At 50.7% G+C, this 15,610-nt stretch carries 16 protein-coding genes; 9 read left to right on the forward strand and 7 right to left on the reverse strand.

The genetic code is table 11. From position 1 onward, the window contains the following. The first annotated feature begins 234 nt into the window (after window positions 1–234). Entirely contained in the window at window positions 235–1,434 is a 1,200-nt protein-coding gene (locus tag PsAD5_RS04115) for an NAD(P)/FAD-dependent oxidoreductase (RefSeq protein WP_063291180.1), read from the forward strand. 82 nt (window positions 1,435–1,516) lie between these two features. On the opposite strand, the gene PsAD5_RS04120 is transcribed toward PsAD5_RS04115, so the two are convergent. Beyond that, entirely contained in the window at window positions 1,517–2,299 is a 783-nt protein-coding gene (locus PsAD5_RS04120) for an alpha/beta fold hydrolase (RefSeq protein ID WP_063291181.1), read from the reverse strand. 350 nt (window positions 2,300–2,649) lie between these two features. Here PsAD5_RS04120 and PsAD5_RS04125 point away from each other — a divergent pair, with 350 nt between their 5' ends. Then, window positions 2,650–3,261, forward strand: coding sequence for a L,D-transpeptidase (locus PsAD5_RS04125; protein WP_057463476.1), 612 nt, complete (start codon window positions 2,650–2,652; stop codon window positions 3,259–3,261). Window positions 3,262–3,332: 71 nt separating this feature from the next. Here PsAD5_RS04125 and PsAD5_RS04130 read toward each other — a convergent pair whose 3' ends face one another. The 5 genes from PsAD5_RS04130 to secA all read right to left on the reverse strand — a co-directional run bounded on the left by PsAD5_RS04130 (window position 3,333) and on the right by secA (window position 9,262). Next, window positions 3,333–4,094: a hypothetical protein gene (locus PsAD5_RS04130; RefSeq protein WP_063291208.1), complete on the reverse strand. Its 762-nt coding sequence runs from the start codon at window positions 4,092–4,094 to the stop codon at window positions 3,333–3,335. Window positions 4,095–4,273: 179 nt separating this feature from the next. Next, window positions 4,274–4,879, reverse strand: a complete 606-nt coding sequence (locus tag PsAD5_RS04135; protein WP_063291182.1) for a GyrI-like domain-containing protein — start codon at window positions 4,877–4,879, stop codon at window positions 4,274–4,276. Between the two features lie 10 nt (window positions 4,880–4,889). Next, window positions 4,890–5,432, reverse strand: a complete 543-nt coding sequence (locus PsAD5_RS04140; RefSeq protein ID WP_063291183.1) for a PadR family transcriptional regulator — start codon at window positions 5,430–5,432, stop codon at window positions 4,890–4,892. 98 nt (window positions 5,433–5,530) lie between these two features. After that, window positions 5,531–6,298, reverse strand: a complete 768-nt coding sequence (locus PsAD5_RS04145; protein ID WP_208981587.1) for a class I SAM-dependent methyltransferase — start codon at window positions 6,296–6,298, stop codon at window positions 5,531–5,533. Window positions 6,299–6,469: 171 nt separating this feature from the next. Then, entirely contained in the window at window positions 6,470–9,262 is a 2,793-nt protein-coding gene (gene secA / locus PsAD5_RS04150) for a preprotein translocase subunit SecA (protein WP_063291184.1), read from the reverse strand. A 266-nt stretch (window positions 9,263–9,528) separates the two neighbouring features. Here secA and PsAD5_RS04155 point away from each other — a divergent pair, with 266 nt between their 5' ends. From PsAD5_RS04155 to PsAD5_RS04175, 5 genes are all read left to right on the forward strand, one after another. After that, window positions 9,529–10,398, forward strand: coding sequence for a peptidylprolyl isomerase (locus tag PsAD5_RS04155; protein WP_063291185.1), 870 nt, complete (start codon window positions 9,529–9,531; stop codon window positions 10,396–10,398). 127 nt (window positions 10,399–10,525) lie between these two features. After that, window positions 10,526–11,758 (forward strand): bifunctional glutamate N-acetyltransferase/amino-acid acetyltransferase ArgJ, encoded by a 1,233-nt coding sequence (gene argJ / locus PsAD5_RS04160; protein WP_063291186.1) that lies wholly within the window; start codon window positions 10,526–10,528, stop codon window positions 11,756–11,758. After that, complete coding sequence (locus PsAD5_RS04165; protein WP_063291187.1) at window positions 11,739–12,560, forward strand: GNAT family N-acetyltransferase; 822 nt, start codon at window positions 11,739–11,741, stop codon at window positions 12,558–12,560. Before argJ ends, PsAD5_RS04165 begins: the two co-directional genes overlap by 20 nt. A gap of 84 nt (window positions 12,561–12,644) precedes the next feature. After that, window positions 12,645–13,049, forward strand: coding sequence for an 8-oxo-dGTP diphosphatase MutT (mutT, locus tag PsAD5_RS04170; RefSeq protein WP_063286043.1), 405 nt, complete (start codon window positions 12,645–12,647; stop codon window positions 13,047–13,049). A gap of 29 nt (window positions 13,050–13,078) precedes the next feature. Beyond that, window positions 13,079–13,294 (forward strand): Flp family type IVb pilin, encoded by a 216-nt coding sequence (locus PsAD5_RS04175; protein ID WP_057463468.1) that lies wholly within the window; start codon window positions 13,079–13,081, stop codon window positions 13,292–13,294. Here PsAD5_RS04175 and PsAD5_RS04180 read toward each other — a convergent pair whose 3' ends face one another. Continuing rightward, window positions 13,295–14,179 (reverse strand): methyltransferase domain-containing protein, encoded by an 885-nt coding sequence (locus tag PsAD5_RS04180; protein WP_063291209.1) that lies wholly within the window; start codon window positions 14,177–14,179, stop codon window positions 13,295–13,297. A gap of 128 nt (window positions 14,180–14,307) precedes the next feature. On the opposite strand from PsAD5_RS04180, the gene PsAD5_RS04185 reads away from it, so the two are divergent. Together PsAD5_RS04185 and grxC are read left to right on the forward strand one after the other, a co-directional pair. Beyond that, window positions 14,308–15,153, forward strand: a complete 846-nt coding sequence (locus PsAD5_RS04185) for a ComF family protein (RefSeq protein WP_063291188.1) — start codon at window positions 14,308–14,310, stop codon at window positions 15,151–15,153. A gap of 156 nt (window positions 15,154–15,309) precedes the next feature. Next, the gene (gene grxC, locus PsAD5_RS04190) at window positions 15,310–15,573 is read left to right on the forward strand and encodes a glutaredoxin 3 (protein ID WP_057463560.1); all 264 of its coding nucleotides are present in this window, start codon (window positions 15,310–15,312) and stop codon (window positions 15,571–15,573) included. Window positions 15,574–15,610 lie beyond the last annotated feature (37 nt).

Genomic DNA, 15,610 nt, shown 5'->3' on the forward strand with positions numbered 1-15,610 from the left:
ACGGCTTCAAACTGCTTTGGGGATTTGCCCGGCGTATCTTTTTCTGAAAACCGCAAGGCACTTTTCAGAGATGCGACCTTAAGATCTTCACAAATTTTCATTTTAAATGTGGCGCTTGCTCTGGTTTTTGCCAGGGCTAAGCGCCACATTGCTTTTGCGGTACGGGTTTGTTGAGCAAAGCAGACAATACGGATCTGCTGTGTTGTCTGTCTGCGGCTAATACGGGTTTTGAGAATGATTAATAAGATTGTTGTGGTGGGTGCTGGGCAAGCAGGTGTGCAGGCCGCACAAACTCTTCGACAAAAGGGATATGAAGGCGAGCTTGTGATGCTTGGAAACGAGCCTCAGCCGCCTTATCAACGCCCGCCGCTTTCCAAGAAGTTTCTGAGTGGAGATGTGAAGCCGGATGCGCTGTTTATTCGTCCAGAAGCGTTTTATGAAACCAACAATATCGATCTGAAGGTCAATGCGCATGTTGATAGCATTGATCTGGAGAAGAAGAGTGTCAGGCTGGCAAGCGGTGAAGAGGTGAGTTGGGACAAGTTGCTGCTTGCAACCGGAACCCGCGCTCGCGATTTGCCATTGCCGGGTGCGGAGCTGGAAGGTGTTGTGACGCTTCGCTCCATTGGTGATGTTGAGCTCATCAAGCAACTCTTTGTGCCTGGCAAGAAACTCGTTGTTATCGGTGGCGGTTATATCGGTCTGGAAGTGACGGCTGTTGCAAAGAGCATGGGGCTGGATGTTGTTGTGCTGGAAGCGCAGGAGCGTCTGCTGAAGCGTGTGGTTTCGCCCGATATCTCATCGTTCTTCCATGGTTTGCATTCCGGCAATGGAGCGGAACTCTTTTGCGGAACCGGTGTGACCAGCATTGAAGGGACTGATGGCAAAGTTTCTTCTGTGAAACTTGCTGATGGCAGTGTAATTCCCTGTGATCTGGTGCTTTCTGCAGTTGGTGCAGTACCGAATGCGGAGCTTGCAGAGGCTGCCGGTCTGGACGTGGATGATGGCATTCTGGTTGATGGAGCAGGGCAGACCTCCCACGAGGATGTTTATGCTTGCGGTGATTGTGTTCGCTTCTTCTCAGAGCGCTATGGACGTAGCATTCGTCTGGAGAGCGTTCAAAATGCGATTGATCAGGCAAAAGCAGTTGCTGTTGCATTGACTGATCCCGACCATGATCACAGTCACGACTATGACCCGTTGCCGTGGTTCTGGTCTGACCAGCACCATATCAAGCTGCAGATTGCCGGATTGTCTAATGGATACGATGAGGCTGTGCTTGTGGGGGATACAAGTTCCGACAGTTTCTATGTCGCGTATCTGGAAAAAGGCAAGCTGATTGCGGTTGATAGCATCAACCATCCGCGTTCGCACATGATGGCGCGCCGGGTGATTGGGCAGGAGTGGAAAGACGGCCTGCTTCCACCAGCTTAAGTCGACGATCTTAAAGGCGTGCCAGAGAGAGCTCCGGCACGCTTTTTTAGTCAAACCTCAGCACAAAGGTTGGATGTTGGCTTTAGCGGGTGTTTTCCAGAATAAGTCGGATTACTTCCTGCGGGATCTCCATGTGAACCATGTGGCCGACACGATCGAAAACGTGGCAGGCGATTGGTCCTGGCAGTTTATGGCATTGACGGGTTGGCAGGATCTTGTCCTGTGTGCCCCAGACCACCTTGATTGGCATTGGCATTTCGCCGAGTTTGCCAGTTGGCAGTACGCCCTGACTTTCGCCTTCCAGAATAAGTCCTGATACAGCTTTGAGTGCTTCAGCAGCGCCCGGAGTGGAACGCTGTGTGGCAACATACTCTGCCAGTTTTCTTGGAAGTTCGAATTCAAGACCGACAAACTGTTCCAGCAGGACCTGTTGTTCTACTTCGGTTTGGCCAACTGCGTAACGGCGCAGAAGCTTTGCATTGATCTCTGGACCGAATCCGCCCGGAGCAAGCAAAGTGAGGCTTGCGATACGTTCTGGACTGCGCATGGCGATCAGTGTTGCAATTGCACCGCCCATGCTGTGACCGACTAGGTGGACGCGATCAAGTTTCAACGCATCGAGAGATTTCACCACGGCTTTTGCTGAGCCCACAGCATTGCATGGCTCAAAATCGGCCAGTGCACGTCCGTGAGCAGGAAGGTCAAACGCTATTGTGCGACGTTTGTTTTCTAACTGGACTTGAATATTGCGCCATGTGCTGGCGTCGCCGCCAAAGCCATGGATGAAAATAATTGGTTCTGCGCTTTCAGGGCCAAAGGCGGTGAAAGGCAGGCAGGTTACATCTTGGATACTATCGATATTCATATAAGGCCTCCCATTGGCCGTATTATATGCCCCTTTCATTCAGAGGTTTACCTGTGACTTAGGCTAAGGCAGGATTTTTTTTATCAGCGGACGAACCGATAGAATTGAGCGAAAATTTTGCTTGGCATGAGGAAAATTGAAAAAAGTGAAACAAATGACCCGCGGAAGTGAGGTTTTGCTTGGATATCGATTATCAGATGTTGATAATCAGTCTCAATTTGAAACATATGGAAACTCAGAGGTCCGAGAATTTTTTTTGGTAGAGTTTGTTCTTTCTCGGCGCTGATTTATTTTTAAAATTCGACAGGTCCCGCAGGGTCAGGGGCTATCGCCAATTTCAGGGGGTGACGATGCGAGGACATCTTCGCAAGGGAATATTTGCTGTCATTTGTACGTTGGTTAGCTTTGTGTTTGTAGCACCGGCAAGCGCGGGCAAGCTGTGGAATCCAGACACACGCCAATGGGACATCTTCCCAGATTCTCCTGCTATGGCATCCAACTCAGCTCGCCGTAAGTTCAAGCGTAAGCTGATCACGTACCGCACTAATGAGAAGCCAGGTACCATCATCATTGATACCGAAGAACGCTATCTCTACCACGTGCAGGAAAGCGGCAAAGCGATGCGTTATGGCATCGGTGTTGGCCGTGAAGGTTTTGAGTGGAATGGTACCGAGCGTATCACTCGCAAAGCAAAATGGCCGGGTTGGACACCGCCGGAAGAAATGCGCCGTCGTGAAGCGAAAAAAGGCCGTACTCTTCCACGTTACATGAAGGGTGGTCCAGACAACCCATTGGGTGCGCGTGCGCTGTATCTGGGTGCTACCATCTACCGTATCCACGGTACCACTGAGGACTGGAGCATCGGTCGTGCTGTTTCATCCGGATGTATCCGCATGTTCAACGAAGATGTTTCCTATCTTTATGACCATGTTGATATTGGTGCCAAGGTTGTCGTGAACTAAGTCACGAATGACAGGCTAAGAGCATTAAACCCGGGGTGACCCGGGTTTTTTATTGGGCAGCTGGATGCGGTTTAGCGATAGCCATCTGAGACTGGCCTGCAGCACCCTTTGAGGGTCACTGGTTTTTGTCCAGGCTGTGTGATGGTGGCGACGGCCTCTCCCCAGACGAAAGAGTCCAATGGGGTGAAAGTGCATTGCTTCTCGGAGATAGTCATTTTTAGATCGATGCTTTCATTCCCTGCCTGAAGTAATGTGGCGTTCTTGTCTGTCTCAGCCTTTACTGACTGAAACGGGACGCGATGGAGCAGTCCGGTGATGTTCGAGTAAGTTACGACGCTGGAGTTCCACTCAATGCTCCAAGACGGCTCAGTTCCTCCGCAGACACCCAGAACTGGCAGATTTGTCCCGGTGAATGGGACGGGTATGGCGGCTTTCAGCTTTTGGGCTTCAACCCAACCCTCTATCTCTCCGAGGCTGACATGTTGCCAGCGTAGATCGTCAACCTGCTTTTGTTCACCGTCGGAGTTGAGGATTGTATCTCCCGGCAGTTGAACAATAACAGCTGCATCGTCTGATGGTGCATCGTAGATGGAGAGTAGAACGCCGAGGCTTTGGTCTACCTGACTGTAATAGCCGGGGGGCACTTTGAGTGCCTGGGGAGTGGCTGGTTGCTCAGAGGCCGTGCCTGAGACTGGTGCCTTATCTTTTTGCGAAGAGGGTGGGGTTTCTGATTGTGCCGTGGCTGGCCGTGAGAGCATTCCCATTGAAATGCTGCTCACTAACATCAATGTTAGAAACTTATGAAATGCATTCCCAGAGAAATCTGAGGTCATCTTTTGCTCCTGAGACGCGGATGCTAACATCTCCGCTGCCGCTCGTTTTGTTTTCTCAGGATAGTAGCGGAGTATCGCCTAGGAATTCTTAAGTTGTAAGGTGCTGTTGTTTCTCGTCTTTTGGTTTAATGATGCTTGCAATTCTTTGTCGAGCCCGAGATGGAAGTTTGAAACAGCACCTAGATCACAGGTTGCCTGATGACCGTTTTTCTCTTTTCCGGTGCTGTTCGGGTTGGGTCATTAAGGTAGATTTCGTGATGATGTCCGTTAGGTTTCAGAGAATGTTCCGGGAGAAACTCCTGATGAAGTTTTGCGCAAACATTGCGAAGATCCTCATAAGGACCCTTGTGAAGGATCTGGACTGAACGGCCTTCTGTCAGAATACCTCTTTGCAATGATGCTGGTTTTTCTCCGAGACGCTCTATTGCAGTTTCCACGCCTTGAGCGAAGAGGGTGTCATCGGTCCAGTGAGGCAGGACAATCATCAAACGCCACTTCAACTTATCTTTGTTGCCGGCGACGAGATCGATCATATCGTCGGCCCACCACAGACACTCCAAAGGTGGTTCCACAAAGCGCTTGCCAAGTCGTTTCTTTGTGTCGAGCTTGATGGGGTAGATCACGGTGAAAAGCCATTTGATCGCCTGGGCGAATGCTTCTCCTTCCGGATTGCCATGTCCATCAATCATAGCGAATTGCATGTCGGGAACATCGACAAATGTAAAACGGTCGCTTGGTGGTCGATATAACTCATAGAGTCTGTCTCTGAAATCGGTTGTCGTCATAGCTATGTCCTCATGTGTTCCATGGTTTGCAGGTCATGTAGTCCAGAGTTTTCTGAAGCCAGTCGGCCTCTGATTTGAGCTGAGCGATGGAGTAGTCAAAGAGGGCTTCGACGTGATCAGGCAAAGGTTGTTGGTCTAATTGGATGTTTCCAATTCGGGAGATGTCTTTTTGTATTGCTTCGGCACGCTCGCTTAAAGCGTTAAGGGCTTGGTCTCGTTGCAGCGTCGGCCAATGGATCATGCCCAAGAGGAGGGATGAGTATGTTGGACGAACTGTTGTGATAGCTGAGAGGGTTTGTGCGATGAGAGCTTGGTGGCCTGCCTCTGTCATGAGGAAGCTCTTCTTAGCTTTGGCACCAGTGGGCTTCTCTGAGGTGACGAGGCCTTTCTTTTCCAACTTGCCCAGCACGAAGTAGATGGAAGAGAACCCGATTTGCGTCCACTCGCGCATGCCTCGCTGCTCTATGACCTGCTCCAGCTCATAGCCATGGCGGGGCATCTCGGAGACAAGGCCGAGGACGAGCAGTTCGCTGTCAGTGAGGCTTTCAGACATACTATTCTAGCCTTAGAATAAAATTATATTCTAGTACTAGAATAGGTAGTGTTGAGTCGTCAACGTCTGGCTTTTCAGAGGATGATGCGTGGGGAGGGTTATTGTTTGCGGGTGATCATGACGAGCATGTTGTCGCGTAGGCTGACATGCTGGCGATAGAGCAGGAGGCAGCGGCAGCTGAATTCACTTTCCCGCTTTTGGAAATACTCGGCATAGCGATGAATGTCGTGCCGGTTCACATCCTCGATCATGTAAACGCCATTGCTTGCGAGCAGGTCTACAATGTTCTCGAAGAAGGCAATCCCCGCTTCGTAATGGTGGAGGCCATCATCGATGATCAGGTCGTAGGGCTCTGGCTTTGCGGTGGTTTTGAAGCTTGAGATGCTTTCCGGGCTGGTCTGATCCACCTGATATGTCTGAATGCGAGAATCAGAGAACAAGCATTTTTCGTCGATGTCGAGGCCGGTTATCACAGCATTGGGGAAATAGTCTCTCCAGACGCGAAGGGAGGCGCCGGGCTTACCTTCTTTGCCCATGTTCGAAAGACAGCTGGTGTCATTCGTACCGATGCCGCATTCGAGCACGTTTGCGATCTTGTCGCGACAATGATCGAAAATCATGCTGTAGAAATCGGTGTAGGTGTGAGGCTCCCAGTTGAACTGGGTGGTTTCCGGGCAGTTGGTGCCTTTATCGCTGCCGTACGCATCGCAGAGTTGAGCCAGATAGCTGTTTTTTGTAGGTGCGTAGAACGCTTCAATACGCTGTCCGAGATGCACTTCAACGGATGCTCGTGTTCTTTCCAGTTTGGTTTTTGGGGTGAGCTGTCGGAGGACCTTGTTAAAATCGAGCGTGCTTGAAGTGTTCATGTTTTGCCGCTTCTTACAAATTAGAGCTGAAAGAAGCGTAGATTAACATTCTCAGGTTCTGGGAATACTCCCGCCTTTCTGGTGCAGATTTCCTTGGTGTGAAGCGGGAGGTCGTCTGTAATAAAAAAGGGCCGCCGAAGCAGCCCTTTCTTGAACTTGATTAATGCCGGATCAGACAAGTGCACCGTGGCAATGCTTGTACTTTTTGCCAGATCCACATGGACAAGGCTCATTCCGACCTACACGACCCCATGTTTCGGGATCATCTGACTCACGACCGTCTGGTGCAGATGCTGCACGTGCTTCAGCCAGTTGGCGGTCCGCTTCCATCATCTCGTCTTCACCAGTCATAGGATTGGTGTGATGTGCTTCCATGTGGGAAGGCATCTGCGGTGTTTCCGGAGCCTGCTGCTGAACCAATTCAACCATCATCAACTGTGATGTGGTGGTCTGGCGCAGGGTGCTCAGCATGTTTTCAAAGAGAGTGAAGGACTCCGTTTTGTATTCCTGAAGTGGATCACGCTGTGCGTAGCCACGCAGACCAACTGCAGAACGCAGGTGATCAAGGTTCGCCAGATGCTCACGCCACAGGTTGTCGATGGTTTGCAGAAGAACTGCACGCTCGATCTGACGCATAACGTCTGGACCGTAGTTTGCAGCCTTACTCGCCATAACCTGATTGGCTTCCTTCTTCAGGCGCGCGGTGACTTCTTCGTCTGCAATGCCTTCCTCGTTTGCCCACTCAATAATTGGCAGATCGAGGTTCAGCTTTGTGCGTGCTTCTTCCTGAAGGCCTTCTGTGTCCCACTGCTCAGGGTAAGCGCGTTCTGGAATGTGTGCTGCGACGAGATCTTCGACGAACTCTTCGCGCATTTCCACAACAGCTTCCTGAGTAACTTCAGGGTCCATCATTTCGAGGCGCTGATCGAAGACGACTTTACGCTGGTCGTTCATCACGTCATCGAACTTCAGCAGGTTCTTACGAATGTCGAAGTTGCGAGCTTCCACTTTCTGCTGAGCTTTTTCCAGTGCTTTGTTGATCCAAGGGTGAACGATTGCTTCACCGTCCTGCAGACCAAGCTTCTGAAGCATGGAGTCCATGCGCTCAGAACCGAATATGCGCATCAGATCATCCTGAAGAGACAGGAAGAACTTGGAGTGACCAGGGTCACCCTGACGGCCAGAACGACCGCGCAGCTGGTTGTCAATGCGGCGGCTTTCGTGGCGCTCGGTTGCGACAACGTAAAGGCCACCAGCCTGAAGAGCTTTTTGCTTGAGCGCCTCAACTTCTTTTTTGATGGCGTCTTCTTTTGCAGTACGCTCAGCGCCCTCAGGCATGTCGCCCAGTTCGTTCGCGATACGCATTTCAACGTTACCACCGAGCTGGATATCTGTACCACGGCCAGCCATGTTGGTTGCAATGGTCACAGCACCAGGCACACCTGCCTGCGCGATGATGCTTGCTTCCTGCTCATGGTAACGTGCGTTCAGAACTGCAAAGACCTTCTTTTTACCTGCATCCTTGCCGGTGTACATGCTTGCAAAGCCGAGCGGGTCTGACACATCGATCTGAGTGTAGCCGTTCTTGATGAGCAGATCGGCGAGCATCTCGGATTTTTCAATGGATGTTGTGCCTACCAGAACAGGCTGACCGCGTTCATGGCAGTCATCTACGAGTACCTGAATGGCGTCGTACTTTTCGGCAACTGTGCGGTACACTTCATCGTCGTCATCGACACGCTGAACAGCAACGTTGGTTGGAATATCCACCACGTCTAGGCTGTAGATGTCCATGAACTCTTCAGCTTCCGTCATTGCTGTACCGGTCATACCAGCCAGCTTGTCGTACATGCGGAAGTAGTTCTGGAATGTGATGGACGCGAGTGTCTGGTTCTCTGGCTGGATAGCAGCTTTTTCTTTTGCTTCCAAAGCCTGGTGGAGGCCCTCAGAGAAGCGACGGCCCGGCATCATACGGCCAGTGAATTCGTCAATAATAACGACTTCGTCGTTGCGGACGATGTAATCTTTATCGCGTTGGAAAAGCTTATGCGCTTTCAGACCCTGCTGAAGATGGTGAACAGCTGTCACGTTCTCCACGTCATAAAGCGATTCGCCCTTTAGAAGATCTGCTTCTGTCAAGAGTTGCTCAAGCTTCTCGTTACCTGCTTCGGTGAAGGTTGCGGAGCGAGCTTTCTCGTCGAGTTCAAAGTCCTCTTCAGTCAACTGAGGAATAAATGTATCGATGAGATTGTAGAAGTCTGTGCGATCTTCCAGCGGGCCGGAAATAATCAGAGGGGTACGAGCTTCATCCACGAGAATGGAGTCGACTTCATCCACGATTGCATAATGATGCGGGCGCTGGCACATGGACTCGCGATCATACTTCATGTTGTCACGAAGATAATCGAAGCCAAATTCGTTGTTGGTGCCGTATGTGACGTCTGCTGCATAGGCGGCTTTGCGCTCTTCATCAGAGATGCCGTGGACAATCAAACCAGTTGTCAAACCGAGGAACCGGTAAACCTGACCCATCCATTCGATATCACGTGTTGCCAGGTAGTCGTTCACAGTCACAACGTGAACGCCCTTACTTGTCAATGCGTTAAGGTATACTGGAGCCGTCGCAACAAGGGTCTTACCTTCACCGGTGCGCATTTCGGTGATTTCTCCAGCATGGAGAACCATACCACCGATGAGCTGCACGTCGTAGTGACGAAGACCAAGGACGCGGCGGGAAGCTTCCCGCACGACTGCAAATGCCGGGACCAAGAGGTCGTCCAGCTTAGCGCCGTTTGCCAGTTGCTCGCGGAACTCGTCAGTTTTGGCTCTCAGCTGTTCATCTGTCAGAGCTTCCATTTCCGGCTCCAAAGCAGAAATAGCGTCTACTGTGGGCTTGAGTGTCTTAATCCGACGGTCATTTGCTGAACCAAATATCTTACGAGCGAGTGCGCCGAGCCCCACCATGTGGCGGTCCTTCCTACTTTGGGCGCGCCGGTTTTTTCACGTCGCGGTCGGGCCCTAAAAATCTTCACATTCGTGATCTAACCAGTCAAAACTCTGTGAGTCTGATCTGGGTCACAGCATATTAAACACCTGCGAGTAAAAAAGCAGGCGACAGAGAGATAAGAGTGGGCCGAAAGGTTGTCAACGGCAGTTGCCGTCGCAATATAGTGCTTTGTTGTTTTGCAACTCTTTTTAAACTCTCCATAAACAGGAAAGAAAGTGATCTTATGCTTCGTAAATTTACAGGGATCCTAGGTAGTTCAGTTGCTGTTGCTGCTCTGGTTATTGGGCTGAGTGCAGCGCAGGCACAGGATGCTGATGCGGCTCCAGATCTGGACAAGCCAGTTGCGAAGGTTGGCCAGAGCGTTATTACCGAAGCTGATCTTGCTTATGCAGCTCAAGATTACGCGCAGCAGCTGCAGCGTGTTCCACCAACCGAATGGCGCAAGGTTTTGACCGATGTGTTGGTTGAGATGAACCTGCTTGCAGAAGCCGGCGCAGAAGAAAAACTTGCAGAAACTGATGATTTTAAACGCTTAATGGCATTTGAGCGCACGCGTGCACTTCGCAATGCGTATTTCCAGAAGTACATTCAGAGCGCTATCACCGAAGACGAAGTTAAGGCTGCTTACGAGGCTGAGTATGCCAACTATCAGGGTGCTCCAGAGATCAATGCAGCGCACATCCTTGTAGAGAAGGAAGATGAGGCGAAGGACATCATTAAGCAGCTCGAAGGTGGTGCAGACTTTGCTGAGCTTGCAAAGGAAAAGTCCACTGGTCCTTCCGGCCCTAGCGGTGGTGACCTTGGTTTCTTCGGAAAAGGCCAGATGGTCCCTGAGTTTGAAACAGCTGCTTTTGCTCTGAAACCGGGTGAGTTTACAAAAGAGCCTGTGCAAACACAGTTCGGTTATCACGTAATCCTGAACAAGGAAGCACGCACACAGTCCGCTCCAGCCTTTGAAACGGCTGAAGGTCAGATCCGTCAGGAGCTGGTTCTGACGAAATTCCGTGAAGTGCTTGAAGAGCTGAAAGCCAAGAACACTGTGGAAATCATCGGTGCCGATGCTGATGAAGCGAAAGCTGAAGAAAGCAAATAATAGGCTCGTTCTTATTAGCTCTGCTGATTATTGAAATAAAACATCTTGTTTTTGTAGCCTCGGATGGCTTAGGCCTTCCGGGGCTACTTTTTTGCAGTACAGACACAGTTTTCTTCGGGAGGTTTTCATGTCCGCGACCATTTCTCCACTCGCACCCAAGTCCTATCCAGAACTTCCGGAAGTTAAGGGCGTTCGAATGGCAACTGCTGCAGCTGGTCTGAAGTATGAAGGACGTACTGACGTTCTCCTGGCTGTGTTTGATGAGCCTGCTCAGATTGCTGGTGTGTTCACGACATCTAAATGCACGAGTGCTCCGGTTGACTGGTGTAAGCAGAACCTTTCCAAGGGTGTTGCGCGTGCAATTATGGTCAACTCCGGGAATGCGAATGCGTTTACGGGCAAGAAGGGGCTCGCATCTGTGGAGCTTTCAGCGGACATCCTTTCAAAGGCGAGCGGGTTTGCTGCGGATGAGCTTTATCTGGCGTCTACCGGGGTGATTGGCGAGCCGCTGCCGGCTGAGAAATTTGCTGGTGTGGCTGGTGGCCTGGTGGCTGATGCTGTCGCTGACAAGTGGATGGACGCAGCCAAAGCGATCATGACCACGGATACCTATCCTAAGATGAGCACACGTCGTGTGAAGTTGGGTGATGTGACGGTTACGTTGAATGGTATTGCAAAAGGTGCCGGTATGATTGCGCCTGATATGGCGACCATGCTTGGCTTCTTGTTCACTGACGCTCCGATTAAAGCGCCTGCTTTGCAGAGCTTGCTTTTTGAGTGTGTGGGCGGCTCTTTTAATTCCATCACGGTTGATAGTGATACGTCCACCTCAGACACTGTGCTGTTGGCAGCTACTGGGTCTGCTGGGGGTGACTGGATTGAAAGTGCTGCGGATCCGCGTCTCGCGGAGTTCCGTGAAGCTCTCTCCAGCATGATGCTTGAGCTGGCTCAGATGATCGTTCGTGATGGGGAAGGTGCGACCAAGTTTGTTGAAGTGCGAGTGGAAGGTGCTGAGAGCGATACTTCTGCAAAGCGGATTGCTATGGCGATTGCAAACTCTCCATTGATGAAAACTGCATTTGCTGGCGAAGATGCGAACTGGGGCCGTGTCGTGATGGCTGTTGGCAAGGCGGGTGAGCCTGCTGACCGTGATAAGCTTGCGATCTGGTTTGGCGACATCCGTGTTGCGGTTGAGGGAGAGCGTGATCCTGACTACAGCGAAGAAGAAGCGTCTGCTGTCATGAAAGAAGACGAGATCATCCTGAAGGTTGATCTTGGTATTGGAAGTGGCGGTGCGACTGTCTGGACTTGTGATCTCACCAAGGAATATGTGGCAATCAATGGTGACTACAGAAGCTAAGCGAGTTCAACCTCGCCAACCGAACTGCGATCTGGAAACGGTGTTGAAGCTGGAGCAGGCAAATCTGAATTGCTTTCCCAGCCTCATGGCGCATCATGATGGGAGCTGGATTTCCCGTCTCTCACCGGGGGGCAGTGCGCGCCGTAATAACTCTCTGAATTTTTATGATGCCCAAGACGGTGATGAAGCCGAGAGCCGATTGGATTCTGCGCGAGCACGCTTCAAACGGCTTGAGACGACGTTCCATGTTCGCTGGACACCTTTGGTTCCCACAGATGTGGATCAGGTGCTGACCTCTCAGAAGTATGCTCGTGTTGATGAGACTCTGGTGCTGTCACGATCCATCTGGGGGCTTGGCGATACTGATGTGCCTAAAGGGTACAAGCTCTCCGAAGTCTCACTGAATGAATGGATTTCTAGTTACGCGCAGGTTGACGGTGCAAAGCGTGGGGAGCCTCTGAGTGAAACAGAGCAGGCACTTCATGATGTGCTTTCAAGAGTGACTGTCGAACTGATCGCGCTGGTGCTTGAAACTGAAGATGGTGTCCCAGCAGCTGTTCTGCTTGGTGTGGTGGATGGCGATCTACTCGGCATCTTTAGTGTGAAGACGGCTGAAGCGTTTCGTCGTCAGGGGCTGGCTTACGCTTTGATGTGCGAAGTACAGAGTCTTGGGGCTAAGCGCGGTGCGGAAACTGCCTGGTTGCAAGTGGTGGCAGATAATACTGCTGCTGTAGAGCTCTACGATTCCCTCGGGTATCGAGAAGCCTATGCTTATCACTATTGCAAAGATGCCCAGCCTTAAGAAAATCAGTAAAATTTCACTCGGGACCTTTGGTATGGTTTCCAAAAGGTTTTCAGAGTGGTCCTTTGTGAAACGGGAAAATAAATGAAAATTGTGATGGTTGCGGCGTGCGCCTTGATTGATGCTGATAACCGCATTCTGCTTGCTCAGCGTCCTGAGGGCAAATCAATGGCAGGTTTCTGGGAGTTTCCGGGTGGAAAGATCGAAGCTGGTGAGACCCCAGAGGACTGTTTGATCCGTGAATTATCTGAGGAACTGGGAATTACAGTTAAAAAAGAGTGCCTTGCTCCCCTAAGTTTCGCGAGCCACACTTACGAAGATTTTCATCTGCTGATGCCACTTTACGTTTGTAGGCGCTGGTCGGGCACACCTCACGGGGCAGAGGGGCAAAACCTGAAATGGGTACGGGCAGTGCGTTTACGTGATTATGAAATGCCACCAGCAGATGAGCCGCTGATCCCGCATCTAATCGACCTTGTGTCTTATTAGCGGGAGATCACGGAGAACAAGAGGCAGTAATGGCGTTGAATGAGAAAGCGTATCACAATCAGAAATGTGGATTTACGATTGCTCATATGACCGAAGACGAGCGCGGAGCCGCTGCAGTTGAATACGCCATTCTTGCCGCTTTGATTGTTCTTGCCATTGCCGCTAGCTTGACTGCAATTAGCAGCACGATCTCGGATAACTTCCAATTCATCTCAGATACTTTGCTTGCCGCGATTTCTGGCTAATCAGGACTTAATTTCTTTTGTTCCAAGAGCTTCGGCCAGACTGTGCTTTGCAGAGCCGGGCTTTAGAGGTTTTTGCTGAGATTCATGTGGTGCCCAGCCGGACAGGGATGCGAAAGTGAAGGTTGCACGGATGCGTCCATCTGCATCTGAGTAATCCTGTGCATAGATCTCTGCCGCTTTCATGAAGACCTTCTTGCTTGTCGGTGACTTCAAGCGATCTTTCAAAGGGTTCGTTGCGCCCATTGCGCGCAGATCTCTGATCAAGTCAAACATGGTGTCGTATCTAACGGTTAACCGATCTATGTCGGTTACTGGGAGTGCGAAACCTGCGCGTTGGAGAAGGCCGCCAAGATCTCTGGTATCTGCAAATGGGATAACGCGTGGTGATACGCCTTCACTAACTTCCATCTCGGCGCGCATCAGACAGTCTCTTAACTCCGCAAGGGTATCAGTCCCTAATAAGAGGCCGAGGAAAAGGCCATCTGGTTTCAATGCACGTTTGATCTGGACAAGTGTTCCTGGAAGATCGTCGAGCATCTGCAAGTTAAGTGAAGAGACAATTAGGTCCAGACTTTCCGGTGCGAAAGGCAGGACGGCATCATCTACAATCAAATCAGGATCAGACAGGTTTGAGTCTGCACCGAACAGATCGGCTCGCAGCAGGTGTTTGACTTTTCCTGACGTCTTTAGTGCTTCAAAGATGTGGCCGGTGTGACCGCCGAGATCTACTCCGCAGTCAAACTCTCTGCTGATGAGTTCCAGACGATCTTGCAAATCTGCGGCAGCTGCCTTCATCAGGAAGTCAGCGCCGTCTTGCGCTCTCTTCAATGCAGTCATGCGACGTTGTGCAATGAGTTTACGATCAAAGAGAGTGTGTTCGCTCATGAGGGCGCCTTTGGCCAGATTGTGCTGTGTGTGCACTATTGGAAATTATAACCCCATTGAACATGGAGTGATGTTCGACGGAGGCTTTGTTAGCTTATTTCTTCTGCAGATATATACGGTGAGCACAGATGAGCGACAAGTTTTCTTCTCTGGAGTGGTTGCCTGATGCAGTGGATAGAGCTGAGCAACCGCTTAAACCCAGCTTTCTTGATATGAAGGTGGCCTCTCATTTAAGGCGAGGACTGAACTTTGCTCTGGATGCTCTGTTTCCTCATAGCTGTCCGATTTGTAACGATTTGGTTCAAGGTGAAGGTGGTTTGTGTCTGCCTTGTTGGCAGACACTGGAACTGATATCGGCGCCTTATTGTGAGCGGCTTGGTGTTCCTCTGCATTATGAATTGGGACCGAACGCCTGGAGCGCTGCTGCTCTTGTTAATCCGCCTGATTATGACCGAGCCCGGGCCGCAGCCCTCTACAACGGGCCCGCGCGCGAGCTGGTGAAGCGGTTTAAGTTTTATGGAGAGATCCGGTTATCGAAGTTTCTTGCCAGGTGCATGCTCAATGCAGCGGCAGAACTTGTCGCTTCTGAGAGTTTTCTTATTCCAGTTCCTCTCCACAAGTCGCGCTTACGTGAGCGCACCTATAATCAGTCTGCTTTGCTGGCGAACGACGTTGGGCGTCATTTAGAGGGGCAAGTGCTTCTTGATGGCTTGGTTCGAACTCGGCGTACTAACCAACAAGTCGGCCTCAAGCGAGGGGCACGGACAGCTAATGTGAAAGGTGCCTTTGCAGTTGCGGATCATTTCCTGTCAGAGGTATCTGGTGCTCATGTGGTGCTGGTTGATGATGTGCTGACGACAGGGGCAACTGTTGAAGAATGTGCGCGGGTTTTGAAGGCTGCGGGTGCGGAACAGGTTGATGTACTTGTTTTTGCTCTGGTCGATCCTGAAAATATGTCTGATGATAGTGATTGAGTGTTGTTGAGGGACTGTCTTAGCCTATGCGATATAACGAAGTGATCAACTTGAGTTGAGGTGGACTTGCGGTTTACTTGGACGTGAGCCATATAGACTTCAGTTTTGATGGCTGAATTTCTATTGGCCTTCGCTGTGTATCCAAAGGACAAGAATATGGCTCAAGTTACTATCTACACCCGTGATATGTGCGGTTTCTGTGCTCGCGCAAAAAGACTTCTTGATGAGAAGGGTGTTGATTATAAAGAATTTAACTACAGCGAAGATCCAACGATCCGTAAGGAAATGATTGCCAAAGCAAATGGTGCAAACACATTCCCGCAGATCTTTATCGGATCTGAGCATATTGGTGGTTGTGATGACCTGTTTGCATTGGAGCGCCGCGGACACCTTGATGGTCTGCTGAGCGTTGGTCTTTAAAGAAGCTTAGGAGGCGTATTGCAAACTACGCTTTGAA

The organism is Pseudovibrio sp. Ad5 (genome assembly GCF_001623095.1).
GTDB lineage: Bacteria > Pseudomonadota > Alphaproteobacteria > Rhizobiales > Stappiaceae > Pseudovibrio.